11 protein-coding genes, 3 pseudogenes and 1 riboswitch are annotated in these 20,681 nt (G+C 72.0%); of the genes and pseudogenes, 3 read left to right on the top strand and 11 right to left on the bottom strand.

Going from position 1 to position 20,681, the window contains the following annotated elements:
- Nucleotides 1–1,196: 1,196 nt before the first annotated feature.
- From MTQ01_RS00210 to MTQ01_RS00200, 3 genes and pseudogenes are all read right to left on the bottom strand, one after another.
- Entirely contained in the window at nt 1,197–2,444 is a 1,248-nt protein-coding gene (locus MTQ01_RS00210) for a CU044_5270 family protein (RefSeq protein ID WP_374207626.1), read from the bottom strand.
- A gap of 84 nt (nt 2,445–2,528) precedes the next feature.
- Nucleotides 2,529–3,094 (bottom strand): annotated as a pseudogene (locus tag MTQ01_RS00205) (RNA polymerase sigma factor); the annotation flags it as partial.
- Between the two features lie 100 nt (nt 3,095–3,194).
- Nucleotides 3,195–4,142 (bottom strand): restriction endonuclease, encoded by a 948-nt coding sequence (locus tag MTQ01_RS00200; RefSeq protein WP_247486247.1) that lies wholly within the window; start codon nt 4,140–4,142, stop codon nt 3,195–3,197.
- A gap of 453 nt (nt 4,143–4,595) precedes the next feature.
- On the opposite strand from MTQ01_RS00200, the gene MTQ01_RS25200 reads away from it, so the two are divergent.
- Entirely contained in the window at nt 4,596–5,678 is a 1,083-nt protein-coding gene (locus tag MTQ01_RS25200) for a hypothetical protein (RefSeq protein WP_374207625.1), read from the top strand.
- Nucleotides 5,679–5,715: 37 nt separating this feature from the next.
- On the opposite strand, the gene MTQ01_RS00195 is transcribed toward MTQ01_RS25200, so the two are convergent.
- The 8 genes and pseudogenes from MTQ01_RS00195 to metE form a co-directional block, all read right to left on the bottom strand.
- A complete protein-coding gene (locus MTQ01_RS00195) occupies nt 5,716–6,399 on the bottom strand; it encodes a DUF3592 domain-containing protein (RefSeq protein WP_247486246.1) in 684 nt (227 codons plus the stop codon).
- A gap of 160 nt (nt 6,400–6,559) precedes the next feature.
- Nucleotides 6,560–7,366: a hypothetical protein gene (locus MTQ01_RS00190; RefSeq protein ID WP_247486245.1), complete on the bottom strand. Its 807-nt coding sequence runs from the start codon at nt 7,364–7,366 to the stop codon at nt 6,560–6,562.
- Between the two features lie 156 nt (nt 7,367–7,522).
- Nucleotides 7,523–9,157, bottom strand: a complete 1,635-nt coding sequence (locus MTQ01_RS00185; protein ID WP_247486244.1) for a serine/threonine-protein kinase — start codon at nt 9,155–9,157, stop codon at nt 7,523–7,525.
- Nucleotides 9,144–11,555 carry a serine/threonine-protein kinase gene (locus MTQ01_RS00180; RefSeq protein WP_247486243.1) on the bottom strand — a complete coding sequence of 804 codons (2,412 nt, stop codon included), beginning with the start codon at nt 11,553–11,555 and terminating at the stop codon, nt 9,144–9,146. Before MTQ01_RS00180 ends, MTQ01_RS00185 begins: the two co-directional genes overlap by 14 nt.
- 563 nt (nt 11,556–12,118) lie before the next feature.
- Nucleotides 12,119–13,165 (bottom strand): hypothetical protein, encoded by a 1,047-nt coding sequence (locus MTQ01_RS00175; protein ID WP_247486242.1) that lies wholly within the window; start codon nt 13,163–13,165, stop codon nt 12,119–12,121.
- A gap of 320 nt (nt 13,166–13,485) precedes the next feature.
- A pseudogene (locus tag MTQ01_RS25195) lies at nt 13,486–14,256 on the bottom strand (AAA family ATPase); the annotation flags it as partial.
- 483 nt (nt 14,257–14,739) lie between these two features.
- Nucleotides 14,740–15,384 (bottom strand): hypothetical protein, encoded by a 645-nt coding sequence (locus MTQ01_RS00165; protein WP_247486240.1) that lies wholly within the window; start codon nt 15,382–15,384, stop codon nt 14,740–14,742.
- 391 nt (nt 15,385–15,775) lie between these two features.
- Nucleotides 15,776–18,091 carry a 5-methyltetrahydropteroyltriglutamate--homocysteine S-methyltransferase gene (gene metE / locus MTQ01_RS00160; RefSeq protein WP_247486239.1) on the bottom strand — a complete coding sequence of 772 codons (2,316 nt, stop codon included), beginning with the start codon at nt 18,089–18,091 and terminating at the stop codon, nt 15,776–15,778.
- Nucleotides 18,092–18,249: 158 nt separating this feature from the next.
- Nucleotides 18,250–18,471, bottom strand: a riboswitch (cobalamin riboswitch).
- Between the two features lie 582 nt (nt 18,472–19,053).
- Here metE and MTQ01_RS00155 point away from each other — a divergent pair.
- Both MTQ01_RS00155 and MTQ01_RS00150 read left to right on the top strand, forming a co-directional pair.
- Nucleotides 19,054–19,635 (top strand): (2Fe-2S)-binding protein, encoded by a 582-nt coding sequence (locus MTQ01_RS00155; RefSeq protein WP_247486238.1) that lies wholly within the window; start codon nt 19,054–19,056, stop codon nt 19,633–19,635.
- A pseudogene (locus MTQ01_RS00150) lies at nt 19,632–20,618 on the top strand (xanthine dehydrogenase family protein subunit M); the annotation flags it as partial. The gene MTQ01_RS00155 and the pseudogene MTQ01_RS00150, both read left to right, overlap by 4 nt.
- Between the last annotated feature and the right edge of the window lie 63 nt (nt 20,619–20,681).

Below are 20,681 nucleotides of genomic sequence, written 5' to 3'. Positions count from 1 at the left end.
GCCGGCGGCGCGCGGGCCGTGCGTGGGCGCGGGTCGTGCGCGTAGGCGTGCGTCGGCGCGGGCCGTGCGTGGGCGCGGGTCGTGCGCGTAGGCGTGCGTCGGCGCGGGCCGTCGGCGGGGCGGTGGTGCGTGGCATACGTGGGCGCGGGCTGCCGGCGGGGCGTCCGGGGTTGTGGTGTTGGGCGTCCGGGCGCGTGCGCCGGGCCGCTCGTCCGGTGGCCCGCGGCGACGTGCGCAACCGGTGTGCGGGAGCGGGCGGTTGGGGCGTCCGGCCGCGCGAGGGATCGGGCGTGCCGCCTCGGGTGCCGCCTCCGCCTCGACGAGGGCCCGGCATCCGTGGTTGCTGACCGAAGTGTCCCGGTAGCGCACTGTTCGCTCCCGGGCTGCGCGAGAAGTCTCACTGTTGCTGCGTCAGTTGTCTCACGCGCCGTCAACTGCGAACCGGGAGAGTGATCGGGGCACAACTGCGAGCGAGCAGACGAAGACAGGTGACGTTCACGGCGTACGGAGCCGGCCACGGGGGGCCGGTCCCGATCTCGCCGCGAACAGCGCCGAGGGGGCGGGACCACGGCCGTGCGGACGGCCAAAGTTCGGAACGACCGGTCATGGCCAGGGGGTGGCTCATGACCCGGGGGGAACCGTTCCGATCCCTCGCACTTCGACGTTCGCAACCGCCGACCCGGGTACGGCGTCGGCCGGCAGCAGTGTGCACGGGCCTGTGCCCGCTCGGACGAGGGGGAGAGCGGGCGCAGGCGGGGTCCGACCACCCCCGGGTGGGTCGCTCCCTCTCGCGGCCACTCCGTCTCGGCCCCTCCGGCTCAGTCCCTCCGGCGCGTCCTCGGCCACTGCGGCACCTTCGGTCGTTCCGCGTCTTCGGCCACTCCGGCGTCTTCGGCCCCTTCGGGCGCGCTGCCGGCTCTGCGCGACCGTGTTCCTCGGAGCGGTCGCGTCCGCTGTGTTCCGTGTGCCGCGCCGCATTGATGGCGTCGGGTGCTCGGGTGCTCGGGCACCCGTACGCCGCGCCGGTGGCGACTTCCCGTACGCCGCCCACGGCCGGCTGGTGGGGCCCACGGCCGCGGGCCCGCGTATCGGCGGAGGCCAACTCCGCGGATACGCAGGCCCGTTGGTGCGTCACAGATTGTTCAGCGTCAACTCACTGCTCGTCGCCCGGTGTTCGGTGCCCCGGCGCTCGCTGCTCAGCTCTTCGCCGACGGCTTCTGCTTGAGCTCGTCGACCACGGCCCGGGCGGTGGTCGCGCTGGTGAAGGTGACAGTGCCGGGCTTCATCAGCAGATCCTCCTCGTTCGGGCTCTTCGGCTCCTTGACCTGGACACCGCGTTCGCCGAGGAAGGCGTGCGTCCTGCGGTCGAAGATCCACTCGGTGCGTTCGCCGCTGAACTCGTCGAGCCTGGCCACCGCTACGCCCTTGCGGCCGACGGCGTCGACGGCGTCGTCGACGTTCACCACGCCCGGGATCTTCGCCGCCGCCTTGTAGAGGGCGGCCTCCAGGCCGGCCGGCGCGTAGCTCTCGCTGATCAGGTCGCCGATCAGGTCGAACGCCGCGTGGTCCCTGCTGTTGCCCTGGTCCTTGCTCTCGGCGTAGATCTTCTTCAGCAGTGCGTCGGGTTCGGTGGGCAGCTTCTTCAACTTGTCCCACGCGCCGGTGTGGCTGTGCTCCGAGTCGAGGGTCTCGCCGCCCTCGGGGCTGTTCCCCGGCTCGATCAGCCAACCCTTGTGGCCGTCGGGCGACTGCCAGACCTGCCGTGTGTGCGGCTTCTCGCTCACCACGGTGTGCTTGTTCTCGACCGTCCTGACGTAGGTGTTCGCCACGGTCGACTCGACGTAGATCCACTGGTCGGGCCGCGGGTCCGGGCCGGCGGACTGCTTCGCGGCGGTGGAGATACGGTCGAGCAGTTCGTCGGTACCGCTCGTACTGGCGGCGCCGACCTCGGTGGTCAGCACCGGCCCGGTGGCGGCTGTCGGAAGCTCCTCGTCATCGCCGTCCTGGCCGACCAGTACGGCGCCGGTGGCGATCAGGCCGGTCAGCGCGCACGCCGCCAGCGGCACCGCGATCACCGGCCGGCGGAACCAGCTGCGCGGCCCTGCGGCGGGCGTGTCGGACGCGGCGGGATTGGTGGAGGTGGTGCGGGACTCGTCGTGAATGCGGGCCATCAGGCGCTCCTTGTGGAACTCGTGGCGGCCCGCGGGCAGTTCCCGGTCGACCGGCGGAACGAGACCTCGGGTCTCCTCCCACTCGGTCGGGTGCGGTGAACGATGGGTGTTCATCGGGTTCCTTCCCGTGCGGACCGGACCGCGGAAACGCGATCGCCCTCTATCTGTTATCTGTCGAACGGATCGGGTGAGTTCCCTCTGCTCGCCGTCCGGATTCCGCTCAGCCGGCTCTCCGCCGCCCTCGCGCGCGCCTTCACGCCCGCCTTCGAGCAACTGCCGTGCCCTGCGCGCGAATCGGCCCGCGCCGCCGCGCTCCGGCGACCCGCCCGACGATCCGCTCCACGAGTCGTCCGACGCTCTGTCCGACGAGCGCAGCTCCGCCTCCGTCAGCCTGCTCAACCTCTTGCGGGCACGGGACAGTCGCGAGCGCACGGTGCCGACCGGAACGCCCAGGGCCCGCGCCGCATCGACGTACTGCAGGCCCTCCCACAGGCAGAGCACCAACACCTCGCGCTCGGCCGGCTTCAGCGAGGCGAGCACCTTCAGCGTGACGTCGATACGCCGTCGGTCGTCCACCCGCCCGGCCACTTCCTCCGCATGGTCCGGCACCTCGACGGCAGCCCGTGCCGCTGCCGCCGACGCGGCGGCAGCGGCACGGTAACGGCGGTTGCCGCGTACGTGGTTGCGCGCGATGTTGGTCGCCACGCCCAGCAACCAGGGCCGCAACGAGCCCCCGTCGGCGTCGAGCCTCCCCGCAGACGCCACGCCGCGAGGAACGTCTCCGACATCACGTCCTCCGCCACCGACCAGTCGGCCGTCAGCCGGAACGCGTGGTTGTACACGGCTCGCGCCCAGGTGTCGAAGAGCTCGGCGAAAGCCGCGGGGTCGCCGTCCCTGATCCGAGTTCGCAAATCTGTGGTCACCCCCGTGAACTGTCCACCACGGCCCACGGAGTTCCAGTGGCCCACATCACATCCGAGCCGACGTCTCTGCGCTCGGTGTGGCGGCGACGGCGACCCGTCCTCACTCGGGGCGTGGCAACGCCCGCACATCGGTACTGGTGAAGCTCTCACCTTCTGGCCAAATAACGGCACACTCCTGTGCGTTGGCGAGGTCCAAGAGATCATCTCGTGGCTTTGAAGGCAGCAGAATCGCTCGAACTCCGTGATCTACGAATCTGCCGTAGTCGGCCAGTTGCCCTATGGCCATGCGTACGTTCTCGCGGGTGACGCTCCCCTTCGCTTCTACGAGCAGTCCGAGGTCGTTGACATAGACATCGGTGAAGAGCGGACGTGTTTCGCCAGGAGGCCGGATCGTCTGACGGTTGCAGTGGTGGCCCCGCCGATTGAGATAGCTGGTGAAATCCTCGATGAGCAGCCGCTCCCTGCGCTGTGCCTCGTAGACCTCTCCGCTTGGGCTGACGAAGGTGCTCTCTGTCTCGTGGCGCTCAAGCGGCAACTGCTTGACTTGCTCCGGGTGACCCTCAAGGAACCGGCCCAGGCTGGTAGTTGGTGCCTGTGGGGAGGTGTCGACTGGTAGCAGTCTAAAGATGATGACTCGGCGGAGCGGGCCACCGTCAGTCTCTGGTGCGTCCGCGGTGTACCAAGGGTTGTCGGCATCGACGACAAACTCACCCTGGTAGGTGACGGTGCCCCTGGCGCCCTTGAATACGCGAAGCGCACGCCGGTCGGAGCGGTGGTTCAGGATCGCGGCGTTCCCAGATTTCATGGACTGGTCGCCACGCTGCCCTTCGCCGCTGTAGTGAAACGAGCTATCGGGCATCCAGCCGTCGTAGTAACCATGTTGCTCGCCGGCGGCAGGGTCAGTGAAGACGAAGACGTTAGGTGTCTTCGCAGACGGCCCGATACCGCCCTGTCTACGCCCCCCGTAGGTGCGGTGCAGCTTCTTGCGTTCGATCTCGTCACCGGGACGCAGCGTCCACGGGATCTCTGTCGCAGCCGCTTCGCTCATGTTTCCCCCTACTCCGACGTGGTGCCTTACCTCAGGCACGGTGATCTTCCCACGCGCAAGTATGACTATTAAGTAGGCGGGGGCGTGTGCCTTACCCGGCTTCCCTGGGAGTAAGTACCCAAGCCGGCCAACGGAGTTAGCCGGTAGGGAAACAACCGCAGTGACACCCAGCCGCCTAAGTTGGCATGGGGGTGGAGCTAAGCAGGCTGGCAGTGAGTCACGACTGCAGAGCCGTGGAGGTAGTCCACACACGGGGCGGCTGCTGCCTATGGGCGGCGCCGACGCGGTTACGTACGTCTTCGTTCGGACAGTCCACGCCCCGTAGAACCTTGAGCGCTTGGTCGCGTGGACCGTCGCAGCGCCGAGACAAGAGGGTAGGGATCTCAGCCTGCTGTCTTGTTTCCGTTCTATCGCCGAGACGTTGGCAGCCGCACCATCGGAACCGGGTGGCCGATGAGGTCGGCCCTACTGGTGGGAGCGGCAATGACGTACGTTCCGATACTGAAGGGCAAGCTCGGCGAGTTCACTGCACTTGGGCATATGGCGAGCGATGTTCAAGCCGGAGTACGGCCTGTCCTGGAAGTTGTTCCAGACGGTCAAGTCCACGATGTGCTGGCAACGTTCTTCAAGCACGCCTGTGAACGCTTACCGGAAGGGCTGGACCTTGCGGTGGACTGCGGGGAGCTCTGGCGTCACGGTCCGGTAGGAGGCGTTTGGCATGGGCCGCCGTTGAGCTGGCTTAGCGAGGCGTTCGATCAATGGATGCTCGCTCTCATCCCGGTGTTTCGCCCGTGCGATCCTGACGATGCACTTGCGGAAGTCCGGAAGGTGCAACGGGTGCACGGCTGCGGTGCGGTGATGAGGGTAGAGCTCGCCAGTTTTCCTTCCGATCACTCTCAAGCGAGCCGAACTACGGCAAGAACGCTGAGAAGAATCGCACTTGAACCTGCTGAGATTGACTTATTGCTAGATGCGCGGCAGGTCGAGGGTAGGGACCGAGCGATCAGATGTGTTCCTGACGTCTTAACTGCGCTGCGCTGGGCGAGATCCGCTTCATGGCGGTCGGTGACGGTGGCGGCTGGGGCCTTTCCTCGGTCGCTTCGTAGCCTGCCTCGCGAGCGTCTGATCCGCCTGCCACGGTGGGACATCGCGCTTTGGCGAAAGCTGGCGTCAGACTGTGACGGGCCGACACCAGATTTCGGTGATTACGGGATCACTCACCCCGTGATGAGCGTGGCGCCTGGTAGGCGTGCAGCGCCCAATCTTCGCTACACCCTTGAGAACTCCTGGATAGTCTCGGTCGCCTCTGCGCGCCACCAAGGAAACGATGGCTTCTTTGTGCTCTGCGAGCAGTTGGAAGGCGCCGGTCTGGGGCCGGCGCGAGTCTCCAGCAGCTCCTGGGGAGATAGCCAACTCGCCGTCTGTGCCCGAAGGCAGAGACCTAAGGCCGGTCGCCCAGCCGACTGGCGGGCGTGGGCTACCTCGCGCCACCTTGCTGTCACCACGGCTGCCCTAGAGGGCCGCCAAGGGCCCTAATGCTCCACAGGCTTGCCAGTAGCACGGCGAATGCAGGTCAGGCGGTGGGCTTTTGGCGTTGGCGGGTGAGGTGGATGGCGGCGGCGAGGGCGAGGGCGAGGAAGAAGAGGGCGGAGACGCCGAAGAGCACGGTGAACACGGCGGCCCCGCCGCCGCCGACGTCCTGGTTCCGGGCGGCGACGCTGGGGTCGTCGGCCTGGTGGCGGACGGTGAGGCGGGTGCCGACGGACGATTTGCCGCCGCCGCTGCCTACGGGCAGGTCCGCGATCACCGTTCGTCCGTCGGCCTCGAAGCGGACCCGGCAGTTGCCGATCATGCAGGACCCGGCGGTGTGCAGCGTCGCTTCGGCCTGTTCGCCGTTCTGGAGAGAGCGCAGATGTTGGGCGGCCGGGTACATGACCAGCAGCGAGAGACTGCCCAGCAGGAGCGTGAGCACCAGGCAGAAGATCAGCGAAGCGCGCGGTCCGAGCCCGCCGGTGGCGGCGGTCCGGGCGCGGTGCGCGGCGATGGCGGTGGCTGCTTTGTGGGCCGGGTCGGCTTTGGTGGGGCCGGCCTTGTCCGTGGTGCCTGAAGTGGGGCTGCTCGGGGCGGCGGTGGAGGCGGTGGTGCCTGAAGTGGTGCCTGAAGCGGGGCCGGTGGGGGCGGTGGTGGCCGGGTCGGGTCTGTCGGTGTCGCCCATGTTGATGCTGCCCCGTTCGTTCTGCGGTTGGGTGGGCCGCATTCTCCTGCGGTCACGCCATTTATCCGCTTTGCGGGCCAGTTTAGGCGGTCGTCCGGAACGGTCGTACGGGTGTACGCCCTCGCGGCAGTGCGCGCACGGTGCACCGTGCAGTGCGCAGTGCGCAGTGCGGCGGTGGAGGTGCGGGGTGAGGGGTGCGGGCTCAGGGGTTCAGGGTGTGGAGGTCGGGACTGCCGAGGGTGGTGGTGACCAGGAGGTCGGTGATGAGGTTGTGGTTCAGGGCGTTGCCGACCGGTTGCGTGACCTCCTCCTCGGTCAGACCGGGCACCGCGTACCGGGTGCTCAGACGCTTGCGCACCTTGGCGACGATGTGCGCGGCCCGCTTGGCGCTCCAGTGCTGGTCGGGTTGCAACTCGGCCAGCTCGTGGGCGACTTGAGACCAGGCGAGCGGCTGCGGCTGCGGTTCGCCGCGCAGATAGCGCTGGGCGAGGCAGACGAGTACGAGACGTTCCTCCGGCTTGAGCTCGCGGCGTACGTCGTCGTGGGTCTCGGCCTCGTGGTCCTCCTGCGCGCTGCCGCCGGGAGAGCCCGGAGGGCGAGTGGCGCCGGGGGTGGTGATGCGGACCTCCAACAGGTGCTCCTGCCGGGAGGAGACCACGAACAGCGGTGTGTAGCCGGTCATCAACTCCGCATGCTGGCCGCCCAGTACGAGCTGCGACCGCGGGAAGCGGATCGGCAGCCGGCCGGTGTTGTGCAGCACCCAGCGCGAGGACCGGCGGCTGATCAGTCCCTGCCGTCTGCTCACCCGTCCGTCCCCCGCGCCGACGCAGACGTGTACGTCGGGGTCGCTGCGTCCGAAGACAAGCGTGAAATCCACGTCCGGCGCCACGCTCATGCCGCCGCTCGGACCGAGCACGAACAGGGTGTTCGGCAGCGCCGGCGGGATCGTACGGCTGAGGCTGCCCATGTCGCCCGGCAGCAGGTCGACCTTGTTCGGTGAAGCGGCCATGGGGTGCGTGTCCTCCCTGATACGGGGTGAGGTGGCGGGGCGGTTCGAGCGGGCGGGGTTGGCGCCTCGGGCCGGTCGATCCGTCGGCGGTTCGGTGGTTCTGCCGTCGGCGGTTCTGCGGTTCTGCGGTTCTGCCGTTCGGCGGTTTCGGTGAGGCTAGGGCTCCTCGTCCGGGACCGGTACCGGGCCCTGCACCACCCCGCCGGTGTCGATGTCGAACGGTGGCGAGAACTGGATGCCCTGCTCGCTCGGGTAGCGCTGGTCCGCGACCTCGGCGCCGTTCCGGTACGACCTGATGCGCACCTTGCCCGAGACCAGGACCATGCGCAGCCGCCAGTCCCCGCCTCCGTGGGCGTCGCTGATCTCGCTGGTGTGCTCCCAGGGCAGCGCGACCTTTCCGACCTCGGTGGCTCTGCCGTTGATCCAGTGGGTCAACGAGTCGATCGCGCCGCTGCCGGTGATGGTCAGCCGCAGCTCGACCGGTTCGGGCGAAGGCGCCGGTGGTGGTGACGGCGGTGCGGACGGCCGCTCGTCGGACACCGGGGACGAGGCGTCGGGGGACGGGCCGGCTTCCTGTCCACGGTCGGGCGCGCCGCTCTCGGCTCCGAACTGCCGCGCGAGCAGGACCGCTCCGGCGGCGGCGCCGACCGCCGCGGCGCCGGCGGCGAGCAGCAGCCGCCGTCGGGACGGGGCCGGTGCCGCCCGGGGTTCGGGAGGGTTTATCGCGCTGCTCGCCCGTCGGTCGATCGCCGAGAGCACGGACGCGGGAAGCCAGCCCTCAACGGCGTGGTGGTGAACGACTGTTGGAGACTGACCGACCTCAACCGACGCTGTTGGGCGACGAGTTCCACCGGGCGGCGGCTCGACTGGTGTGGCGGGCCGTGGAGTTGGTGCGGTCCCGCGGTCGTCCGCCGTACGGGCCGGGCTCGGGGCCGGGCGGTCGGGCAGGTCGGGCAGGTCGGAGCTGCGCAGCAGCCCGGGGCGGCGAAGGAGCTCTGCCGCGGTGGGACGGTCGCCCGGTTCCGGCCGGGTGCAGGCGGCGATCAGTCGGTCGAGTACGTCCTCGCCGTTGCGCCCGGCGCGGTCTGCTCCGGTGCGGCCCGCCCCGTTGTGCTGCTCGTCGGCCCGGAGCTCCTCGAACTGCTCCGCTCCGGAACGGCCCTGTCGGGTGCGGGCCGCTCCGGTGACGCCCTCGCGTGCGTAGCGGAGGGTGGCGCCGAGCGAGTAGAGGTCGCTGGGGGTGCCGGCGTGGCCCGCCATCTGCTCGGGCGACATGAACCCCCCTGATCCGGCGGGCACTTGAGCGCCCCGGAGGGCGGCGATGCCGAAGTCGATCAGCATCGGCCCGTCGAGGGCGAGCAGGACGTTCGCCGGGGCGAGGTCCAGATGTGCGATCCCCTCGCGGTGGACGCCGACCAGAGCTTCCAGAAGTCCGCCCGCCAGCCTGCGAGTTGACGCGGTCGGCAGTGGGCCGTACGTCTCGACCGCCTCCCGCAGCGTCACCGAGGGCACGTACACGGTCGCCATCCAGGGGACGGCCGCGTCCGGATCGGCGTCCAGTACGGGCGGGCAGTACGGGCCGCCGACCGCCCTGGTCAGCTCGGTCTCGCGGCGGAACCGGGAACGGGCGTCCGGGTCCTGCGCGGACTCCCGGTGCGGTGTCTTGAGCGCCACCGCGCGACCACCGGCGGTGCGCCCGAGATAAACCGTCGCCGTACCGCCCACCGCGATCCGCGCGAGCGTCACGTTGCTGCCCAACCGACGCGGATCGTCCGGCTCAAGCGCTTCCATCGGCACCTCCGTGCACCTCGGCGGGCGGTTCCAGAGCTTCCAGCCGGCCGCCCGCGCTGCTCACCACGAGCAGCCCGCCTGCGCGCAGCACCTTCTCCGGCGAACGCAGCACGGTCGGCGAGCTCGATGAAATCCCCTCCGGATACTCGGCGTTGAGAGACCAGCGGATGCGGCCGTCGCCGGTGTCGAGTGCGTACAGGGTGAGATCCGTGCCGGTGAACCACACCGTGTCCCCGTCCAGCCCGACCACCTCGCTTCTGCCCTGTGCCGGACCGTCGGCCGTGCCGCCGGCGTCGGAGCCGGAGCTGTCGGGGCGGACGGACCAGAGCTGGTCGCCGGTCTCCAGTCGCAGCGCCCTCAGCCGCCCGTCCGGTTCCGGTACGTACACCGCGCCGCCGCCGAGGAAGCGCAGCGGATAGCGGTAGTCGAACGTCCGGTCCCACAGCCGCTCTCCGCTCGCCAGGTCCACGGCGTACACGGTGCCCGCGTTGTCGCACGCCAGAACGGTCCGGTCGGCGACCAGCAGCCGCACCGGGTTGCTGCGCAGCTTCCGGCTCCAACGAGTGCGCCCGTCGCGGGAGTTCGCGCCGACGAGGGTCCGGTCGCGGGCGAGCACGAGGTGGTCCTCGTGCACCGCGAGATTGAAGTGTCCGGAGTCGGCGGTCCGCCAGCGCTGCGCGCCGTCCCGGCTGTCCAGGGCCCGGACCCCGCCGGGCGAGTCCACGACGACCAGGGTCCCGCCCGCCGCGGTGGCCGCCGGGAAGAACGGAACGCGGCTGGTCCACCGGGTGGCGCCGGAGGTCGCGTCGAGTGCGCGCAGCGTGAAGTCGGCGGTGCTGTCGCCCTTGCGCGGGTCGTATGCGTACACGGTGTCGTGCCCGACGGGGCTTCCGGTGTTGCGGTCGTCCGCGGTGCGCTTCCACAGGGTCCGCCCGCTGCTCGGGGCGACCGCTCGCAGCGAGCGTCCGTAGCGCTGCACCAACACCCCGTCCACCAGGTCGAGTTCGCCTGCGCCGCTGGGCGGATCCTCCAACGGAGTGCGCTCCCAGCGGCGTTCGGGCCGTGGTGTGCCGGTGCCGGTGGGCCGTGGTTCGCCGCCCGACGTGCCCTCCTTGCCGCGGCTGCCCTCGGGGCGGCCGGTTCGGGGGGAGGGTTTCGAGGACGAATCCTCCCCGTCCCCCGGGGGCAGCGATTCGTCGAGGGCGAGCGCCAGCGCGCCGGCCGTCGGCAGCGCCGCGACCGCGGCCAGCAGCAACTGCCGCCGTCCGAGCCGGTGTTGATGCCTCGGACGTACGGGGGTGCCGGACACGCCGGGGGACTCGACAGCGCCGTCCGTGCCGGACAGCTCTGTCGAGTCGGCCGTGGCGTCTGCCGCGGCGTCTGCCGCCGGCGGGCGCGCGGGCAGCTCGTTCGGCCAACTGCCGGTGTGCGAGGCCCACTTGTCGCTTGCCTGCCCGTGGCCACCGCCGTGCGGCTCACCGGGCGAGGAGCCGGGCGGCGGTGCGGGCAGCGGCGGGCCGGTGGCTCCGGCGGTGCGCCGGTCGACGGCGTCCGCGTGCGGCGCGGGCAGCCAGCCGGTGCCGTACACCGATGCCGTGGACCGTCCCAGGCGCCGCAGCACTCCGGCGGCCGTCGGCCGACGGCTCGGTTCGCGGCGCAGACAGGCGTCGATCACCGAACGCAGCGCCTGGTCTCGTACGCCGCCGAGGTCGGCGCGCGCCGACCGCACCCGGGCCAGGGTCGCCGCCCGGTCGGGCGCGGCGAACGGCTCCCGCCCGGTGGCCGCGTACGCCGCGACCGCGCCCAACGAGAAGACATCGCTGGGCTGTTCGGCATGCCCGCCGGACGCCTGTTCCGGCGACATGAAGCCGGGAGTGCCGAGCAGCGTGCCGTGCAGGGTGATCGCCGTGGCGTCCACCGGGCGCGCGATGCCGAAGTCGATCAACCGCGGCCCGCTCGCGGTGAGCATGATGTTCGCGGGCTTGAGGTCCCGGTGGGTGAGCCCCGCGCGGTGTATGTCGGCCAGGGCCTCGGACAGTGCGGAGGCCAGCAGGCGTACGGCGTCGGGCGGCAGCGCACCGTGCTCCTGAACCGCCGCCCGCAGAGTGAGCCCGGGCAGGTACTCCATCGCCAACCAGGGCGTGTCCGCCTCGGGTTCGGCGTCCACCAGCGCCGCGGTGAACGCGCCGGTGACCTGCCGGGCGGCGGCCACCTCGCGTGCGAACCGGGCCCGGTAGCGGGCGTCGTGCCGGAACGCGTCCCGCACCAGCTTCACCGCGACCAGCCGGCCGCCGGGCGAACGCCCCAGGAAGACGAGACCCATTCCGCCCGAGCCGAGCCGGGCCAGCAGACGGTACTCGCCGATCCCGGACGGATCCTCCGGCTCCAACTGCCGCATTCGGCACCCCCGTTCGCTCTGGTCGACGCCCACCGGCGGCGCAGACGGCTGCGCCGCCGGGACGGTTCCCGGACAGCGCGCCCCGGGCTCCGCGGCGGCTGTGGTCCTGCGCTCCCCGCGGACCTGCGCCTCTGTGTGATCCTGCGCTGCCGTCTGGTCCTGCGGTGCTGTGTGGTCCTGCGGTGGCCGGTGGCCGGGCCGCCTCGCCCGGCTCGTCCCGCCGGACCGAGCACGTTCCTCCCGCGCCGATTGCCCGCCGTGCGGTGACGTTGTGGTGCGCCACCGCGCCCGGCGCCACCCGCCAGCCCACCGCGCCACGCGCCGCCGTGCCGACCGGGTCGTGCCGACGGGGTCGTGCCGTACGTGGTCGTGCGGTGCACAGCTGTGTCACGCCGTGCGCCGTCGTGCCGTGCGGTGGGTCATTCTCCGCCACGCCGCGGTGAGCGGTCCACCGGGACGCCCGGATCGCAACGCGGCCCGCCCGTGTGCGGCCCGGTGCCGGGTGCCCACCCCCGTGTGGCACCCGAACACCGGACCGCGGCCCTGCCGGCCCGCCCGGAGCCTCAACTCCCGTGCGGCGGAAGGTCGTTGCGCAGCAGACCCAGCCCGGTGAACATCTCCCGGCACCAGCGCAGCGCCGTGTCCGGATCGCTCCACCCGTGGTCCAGATGGGAGAGGTGCGGCAGGACGTACGGCCGGGTGACGGCTTCCGGCAGGTCCCGTGCGACGAGACCGAACGGGCCCGCCCCGTACGCGTTGTCGCACATCCGGCCGGCGACCGGCGCCGGTTCGCTGTCCCACACGCCGAACCACAGGCGGCGGAGCATCGCCGGATGCGCCATCACGAAGATCAGCCGTCCGATGTCCAGCGGTTCGGCCGCCGACACCACCCGTGCGACACCGGCGTACCGGCTCTCCGGGCCCACGTACGCGCCGTAGCCGGACCAGATCTCGACGCTGTGCCCGGTCGCCAGGATCGAGGAGCAGAGCGCGGCGAGAGCGACGCCGCGGTTGTGCACCGCCGCCCGCGGGGTGGTGCTGGAGTACGCGGCCGGCACCAGGAAGCTGACCACCCGCCCGCTGGTCGACAGCTGCTGCGGGACGGAGTCGACCATGCACTCGGGCGTGCCACTGAGGTACGCGCCGACGTCCACCTCGCTGCCGGTCACGTCCCACACCGGCACCGGCACGGTGGACAGCGTCTTCTCGCCCACTCGGCCGCGCAGTTCGGCGACTTCGGCGGCGACCTCGGGCAGCACGGTCGTCCAGCCGTCCTGCGCCAGCCGCATCGCCTCCTCCCACGACGCTCCCGCCCACTCCTCGGACCCCGCACTCCGACCCGCACCGTCGGCGATCGAGTCGAAGGCGCGCGCCCGGTCCACGAACTCCTGCCAGGACCACATCGGCGTCAGCCGGTGCACCGTGTCCGCGTCCAACCACGCCTCGTCCGCGTCCGCCTCGTCCGCGTCCAACCACGCCTCGTCCCCGATCGCCTCGTCCGCGTCCAACCACGCCTCGTCCCCGATCGCCCCGACCGCGTCGGCGTCGTCCCAACTCCCGTACTGCGGCGCCTGCTTGCTCCGGCTTCCCTCTCCCCGCAGGCGGCTCACGCGTACTCCGCCTCCTCCGGCACGTCCGCGTCCTCGGCCAGACCGAGCGCGGTCCGGTGGGCCGCGGACATCCCGCGCACGACGCGCCAGCGCATCGCCTGCTCCGGGCTCGCGCCCGCCTCGAGCAGCTTGGCCCCGTCGATGCCGGCGCGCGGCGAGAACATCACCGGCAACCGCTTCGCGGCGGCCAACTCCCGCAGCCTGCGCACCTCTTCGAGCAGTTCCAGCGCCTCCTCCTCGCAGGACGGAGCGTGCGCGAGGGCGATCCGCTCCTCCAACTCCTCGTCCACCGGCACGTCGACGACGACGAACCGGTCGAGCGTGGCCGCGTCCAGCGCCTGGCGGCCGACGTACTGGCGGTCGCCCCCGGTGCCGTAGGTGTTGGCCGTGGCGACGAGGCGGAAGTCGGGATGGGCCTCCACCATTCCGTCGGCGAAGGCGCAACAACGAATGGAGAGCGCCTGGTTGAGTTCCGCGAGCAGGCCGGGGTGCCCACTGTCCAGCTCGTCCAGCAGCATCAGGCCGCCGTGCTCGAACGCCCTGCGGAACGGCGTCCCGTGATACGCGCCGTGCGCGTCGTAGTAGCCGAAGACCTTGCTCATCGGCGTGGTCGGCCCGAGCGAGAGAGCGTGGAACTCCTGGTCGAACGCCTCCGCGGCCTGTCTGGCCATCATCGACTTGCCCGTCCCGGCGGGACCCACCAGCAGCACCTGGCACCCCGCGCCCAGCGCCAGCAGCACGTCCGGCAGCACCTCGTGGGTCGCGCCCGCGATCCGCACCGGCTCCGCCTGGCCGATCCGGACCTCCGTGACCGGAGGCACCGTTCGCGCGACGGTCTCGGCGACCACCCGTACCGCCTCCTCCCTCGCGAAGAGCCCGGCCGCACGCCGCTCCTCCTGCCACTCCGCGCGCGCCCGCGCGCCCGCCTCCGCCCACTCCCCGCGCACCCGCTTCTCGACCGCACCCCACTCCTCGCGGGCCAGGGCCGCTGTGTCCTCCCACTGCGCCCGGGCCCGCTCCCGGGCCCCGTCCCACTCCTCGCGGGCCCGCTTCTCGACCGCGGCCCACTCCTCGCGGGCCTCGCCGAGCATCCGTGCCACGGAGTCGCGCGAATCCTCCAGCGTCCTCGCACCGGCCGCCGCCACCAGATCGACGACGGTCTCCTCGGCGACCCTGCGGGAGGTGTCGGACGCGGTCCGCTCCGCGGCGGAGGCGGCGGCCGAGACGATCTCCTCGGCGTGCGCGATCCGTTCGTCGGCGATCGTCCGGGCGACCTCGGTGGCGGTCGACGTGGCCGTCTCCCGCATCGTGTCCCTCGCGAACGGAGACCTCGCGAGCGCGTCGGCGTATCGCATCACCGTCTCGCCGGCGACCGCCCCGGCCACCAGACGTACCTGTGCTTCGGTCTTCTTCAGCATGCCGCGGATTGTGGACGCACCGGCTCGGGACCCCTCCCGAACCCGCTTCGCCCCGACCGGCGCCGGGCCGCAACCGCCCGCGAGACCGCAGGCGGACGGGGGCCCTGCCCGCGCGGGGCTCGCCGTCCAGCGGCGCTGCGAGGAGGAGGGGGAGCTTCAGCCCGTCCGGTTGAGGGGCGCGGTACGGCCGCGGCGCAGTCGCAGGACCGCCGCCGCCGTCGCGCCGGCGCCGGCGAGCAGCAGCACCGTGCCCGTACCCACCACGCCCGGAGCGTGGGCGATCCACCGTGAACCCACCCCGGTCGCACGCACCTCGGTGGGGTCCTCGCGGCCGTCGTGGTCGACGAAGGAGATGCGGGTGGGACGGGTGCGCTCGCGGGGCTGGTGGAACGTGCTGTCCGGCCGGTGAGCGCTCAACGCGTCGTGCAGGGCCCGGCGTTGCTCCTCATCGGCAGCCTCGTCCTGCGCGCGGGTCATCCCGTGGCAGTGCCACACGCTCCCGCCCTTGGCGACGTCCGTCTCGTTGCAGGAGATGCGCACGAACGTCTGCGTACGAAGCCCCGGAGCCCCGGTGCCGACAGCGATCACGCCGCCACCGACGAGCAGCAGCACCACCCCCAGCCCGGCCCACAGCGCCGCCACGCCCCGGCCCGTACGCCGCCCCCGCGGACGCACCCCGCCCGCACCTCCGGCAGCGGTCCCGCGCTCGCGTTCGGCAGGAGTCCCGCGATCGCCCTCGGCAGCCCCGCGTTCGCGTTCGGCGGTCCCGCTCGTGTCGTTGGTACCGTCCGTGTCTCTCATCCCGGCGCCCCCTCGTCGGTCCGGCGCCACGAGCCTAGCCGGGCGGCCCTCCCGGGGCCCGTGCGCACGAGGCCCGCCGCTCGACGCGAGCGCACGGCACCGACGCGCTCGTCACGCACCAACCTGCCCGGGAACACGCGGACTTGCCCGTCGACCGGCCAACCGGGCTTTGGACACGCGGACTTGTTCGTCGGTCCGCCAACCGGCTCAGATCCGCCCGTACTTGGCGGGCAGCCCGTCAACTCGCTCTCGCAGCACGCCACTTGAACACCCCCCCCGTCACCCCGCCCGCCATCGCAATCCGCCCCCGGGCCCGACGGCCCACCGCCCGCGCACCCGTGCGGGGCGCGGGCGTCGAACTGCGCCCGTGCCCCGCACGGTTGAAGGACGGCTAGCCGGAGAGCTCGCCGCGGACGATGCGCGCCGCGGCGACCAGGTTCTCCAGCGACGCACGCGTCTCCGGCCAACCGCGGGTCTTCAGACCGCAGTCCGGGTTGACCCAGAGCCGTTCGGCGGGGATGGCCCGGAGGCCGGTGCGCAGGAGTTCGGCCGCCTCCTCGGTGCTCGGCACCCGTGGGGAGTGGATGTCGTAGACACCGGGCCCGGCCTCGCGCGGGTACCCGTGGGCGGCCAGTTCCCTGGCGACCTGCATGTGCGAACGTGCGGCCTCCAGGCTGATGACGTCCGCGTCGAGGTCGTCGATGGCCTGCACGATGTCGCCGAACTCCGCGTAGCACATGTGCGTGTGGATCTGGGTGTCCGGGCGTACGCCGGCGGTGGTGATCCGGAAGGACTCGGTCGCCCAGTCCAGATAGGCCGGGTGGTCGGCGGCCCGCAGCGGCAGGGTCTCGCGCAGCGCGGGCTCGTCCACCTGGATCACCGAAGTGCCGGCCGCCTCCAGGTCGTCCACCTCGTCGCGCAGGGCGAGCGCGACCTGGCGGGCGGTGTCGCCGAGCGGCTGGTCGTCGCGTACGAAGGACCAGGCCAGCATGGTGACGGGGCCGGTGAGCATGCCCTTGACCGGACGCTCGGTCAGCGACTGGGCGTAGGACGTCCAGCGCACCGTCATCGGCTCCGGACGGGAGATGTCGCCGGCCAGAATCGGCGGACGGACGTACCGGGTGCCGTAGGACTGCACCCAGCCGTGCTGGGTGGCCAGATATCCGTTCAGCTGCTCGGCGAAGTACTGCACCATGTCGTTGCGTTCGGGTTCGCCGTGCACCAGCACGTCGATCCCCGCCTTCTCCTGGAAGGCGACGACGTCCCGGATCTCGGTGCTGATCCGCTCCTCGTACCCGGCGACGTCGATGCGGCCGGCGCGCAGGTCGGCGCGTGCCGTGCGCAGCTCCGAGGTCTGCGGGAACGAGCCGATGGTCGTCGACGGCAGCAGCGGCAGTCCGAGGTGGGCGCGCTGCGCGCCGGCCCGTTCGCCGTACGCCTGGGCGCGACGTGTGTCGGCCTCGGTGACCGCGGCGGCCCGTGCGCGCACGGCCGGGTCCCGGGTGATGGGCGAGCTCTCGCGCGAGGCGAGGTCGGCCCGGTTCGCCGCGAGTTCGGCGGCGATGGTGTCGGTTCCCAGCGAGAGGCCCTTGGCGAGGGTGACGATCTCGCGGGTCTTCTGCTTCGCGAACGCCAGCCAGCGCAGGATCTGCGGCTCGATGTCCCGTTCGGCCGCCGTGTCCAGGGGGACGTGCAGCAGCGAGCAGGACGCGGCGACGTCCACGCGGTCGGCCAGGCCCAGCAGGGTGCCGAGCGTGGACAGGGACGCGGTGAGGTCGTTCGCCCAGATGTTGCGGCCGTTGACCACGCCGGCGACCAGCCGCTTGCCCGGCAGCCCGCCGACCGCGGCGAGGTCCTCCAGGTTGGCGGCGGCGGCCTCGGTGAAGTCCAGCGCCAGACCCTCGACCGGTGCCTTGGCCAGCACGGGGAGCGCGTCGCCGAGCCGGTCGAAGTAGGAGGCGACCAGCAGCTTCGGGCGGTCGGTCAGCGCGCCCAGGTCCCGGTGGGCGCGGGCAGCCGCGTTCAGCTCGGCCGGAGTGCGGTCCTGCACCAGGGCCGGCTCGTCCAGCTGAACCCACTCGGCGCCGGCGGCCCGCAGATCGGCCAGCACCTCCGCGTACACCGGCAGCAGCCGGTCGAGCAGCGTCAGCGGGTCGAAGTCGGCGGCCACTCCGGGCGCCGGCTTGGCGAGGAGCAGGTACGTGACGGGGCCGACGAGCACGGGCCGCGGGGCGAGCCCGAGGCCGAGCGCCTCCTTCAACTCGCCGACCTGCTTGGCCGAGTCGGCGGCGAAGACGGTGTCCGGGCCCAACTCGGGGACCAGATAGTGGTAGTTGGTGTCGAACCACTTGGTCATCTCCAGCGGAGCGACCTGCTGGGTGCCGCGCGCCATGGCGAAGTACCCGTCCAGGGCGTCCGCCTCGACGGCCGCGCGGTGGCGGTCCGGGACCGCCCCCACCATCACGGAGGTGTCGAGCACGTGGTCGTAGTACGAGAAGTCGCCGGTGGGGACTTCGGTGACGCCGGCCTCGGCCAGCTGCGTCCAGTGGGTGCGGCGCAGTTCGCCGGCGGTCTCCCGGAGGGCGTCGGCGGTGACCCTGCCCTTCCAGTAACCCTCGATCGCCTTCTTGAGTTCCCGGTTCTGGCCCTGACGGGGGTAGCCGTACACGGTGGCCCGTGCTGCCGCGGCTGCGGACTTCGATGTCACGGAGATCTCCTTCGCGAGATGAATCCCTGAGATCCCGGGACGGGACGAGAACGCGAAGGTGGACACAGCGGCGACCGGGGGCGCCGCGAACGCGTGCGCCGGTCCTGCCGATGTGTACGCCGACCCGCCCTCGAGGTCACCGGGAATCCGCACGCGATCGTTCACGCGCGGGCAGTGGCAGGTCTTCGGACTCGCGGGCACGTCCCGAAAACACTCAGGACTCCTAGTGGCCGTCGCTTCCCGGACCCTTCCCGGATCCAGTGCACTTGACGGCGGTCGTTCCCGCTCACCGCTGCGGGGCAGTCCCGGATTCCCACCGGGTTCCCTCTTGCGACGCTCCTGCCTGGCGGGCAGGGCGAACCAGCTGCAGTCGGCAGCCTACGGGCCGCCGCCCGATCGGGAGCGGCTCGTCCGCGATCCGGAAAGTGACCCGCGTCACGCACCGGCCGTCGGGCGGACGGCGGACGCGCGGGCGGGCGCCGCGGCGGATGTGCACGGTCCGGCGTCGTGCGCACGACGGGTCCGCGCGCCGCGTCCCGTGCTGTGCGCGTGCGGTGTCCCGTCCGGTTCTCTGCGCCGTGCCCGTGCGGTGTTCTGCGCCGTGCTTGTGCGGTGTCTCGTGCTGTGTTCGAGCCGCTTCCGGGCGGGTACGGCGACGAGTTCCGGCCGTGCGCACGGCATCCGCTCCGGACTCGCGCGCGGCCGCCGATCGGCCGCCGTCGAGGGCCGGTTGACCAGGTGGTGGCCCGGACGACGGTCCGGGCTGCGGGCCGCGGAGCGCAGCCCCGGGCTGTCGGCGGCGGCTTGATATCGACGGTGTTTCACCACGGCCCGTGTTCTGCTGGAAGATCAGACCGATTCAACAGCCACCGGTCGCTCGCCCACCTTGTCCCGTCCTCGTCGCGCTCCGCCGCCGTCGCCAGGCGGCGGCCGACGACGTCGTGGCGAAGAAAGGCAGAACCTTGCAGACTTCGACATCGAGCGAGATCACGCTGGACGTCAACGGCGAAGAGCACGCGCTCTCCGTCGACCACCGCACCACCCTGCTCGACGCGCTGCGCGAGCGTCTCGACCTGACCGGCAGCAAGAAGGGCTGCGACCACGGGCAGTGCGGCGCCTGCACCGTGCTCGTGGACGGGCGACGCACCGTCGCCTGCCTGCAGTTCGCGGTGGCCGCCGAGGGGCGGAAGATCACCACCGTGGAGGGGCTCGCCCGGGAGGACGGGGCGCTCCACCCGGTGCAGCAGGCCTTCCTCGACCTCGACGGCTACCAGTGCGGGTACTGCACCCCCGGGCAGATCTGCTCTGCGATCGCCGTGATCGAGGAGCACGCGGCCGGCTGGCCCAGCGCCGCGACCGACGACATACGCCCCGAGTCGGGCGCGTCGTCGCTCACTCCGGAGGAGATCCGTGAGCGGATGAGCGGCAACCTGTGCCGGTGCGGGGCCTATGTCTCCATCGTCGAGGCCGTCGCCCGCGCCGCGGACGAGCGTGCCGCGGACGAGCGCGGCGCCGCAGCGAGCACCGAGGAGGCCGCCGTATGAGGGAGTTCGGGTACCGCCGTGCCTCCGACGTCGCCGGAGCAGTGGCCCTGCTGGACGCCGACCCCGAGGCACGCTTCCTCGGCGGCGGCACCAACCTCGTCGATCTGATGAAGACCGGCGTGGAGCGCCCCGCACAACTGGTCGATGTGCGCGCCCTCCCGCTGGACCGGATCGAGTTGTCCGCGAGCGGCGCGGTGCGCATCGGCGCGACCGTCACCAACAGCGACCTCGCCGCGCATCCGGAGATCCGCCGGCGCTGGCCCGCGCTCGCCCAGGCCGTACTGGCGGGCGCCTCGGGCCAGTTGCGCAACATGGCCACCGTCGGCGGGAACCTGCTCCAGCGCACCCGCTGCGGCTACTTCGCCGACGTCAGCGGCCCGTGCAACAAGCGGGCGCCGGGCAGCGGATGCCCGGCCGTGGAGGGCGAGCACCACAACCACGCCATCCTGGACGCCACCGACCACTGCGTCTCCGTCCACCCCTCCGACATGGGCGTCGCACTCGCCGCCTTCGACGCGGTGGTCGAGTACGAGACGGCGACGGGCACCGGCGAACTGCCGCTGGCCGACTTCTATCTGCCGGTCGGCGACACCCCGCATCTGGAGACCGCGCTGCCGCCCGGCGCGCTTATCACCGCCGTCACGCTGCCGCCCGCCCCGGTGGCCGCGCACTCCCGCTACCGCAAGGTGCGCGAACGCGCCTCGTACGCCTTCGCGTTGGGCTCGCTGACCGCGGCGCTCGAAGTGCGGGAGGGCACCGTCGCCGACGTACGGCTGGCCTGGGGCGCCGTCGCCTCCCGCCCCTGGCGCGCCCGTGCCGCCGAGGAGGTGCTGCTGGGAGCGCCGGCCGACGCCGCGACCTTCGCCGCCGCCGCGGACGCCGAGCTCGCCGCCGCCCGGCCGCTGGCGCACAACGCCTGGAAGGTGACGCTGCTGCGCAACCTCACCGTGGCCGTCCTCTCCGAGCTCGCCGCCGACGCCGCCACCCGGGGCCCCGCCGCCGACGCCGCGGCCGACCCGGCCGGGGGGACGACCGCAGACCCAGCC

Origin of the sequence: Streptomyces sp. XM4193, assembly GCF_023072595.1 — a bacterium.
Lineage (GTDB): Bacteria > Actinomycetota > Actinomycetes > Streptomycetales > Streptomycetaceae > Streptomyces.
The sequence above is the reverse complement of the archived record's forward strand: the minus strand, read 5'-3'. Positions and strand labels throughout refer to the sequence as shown.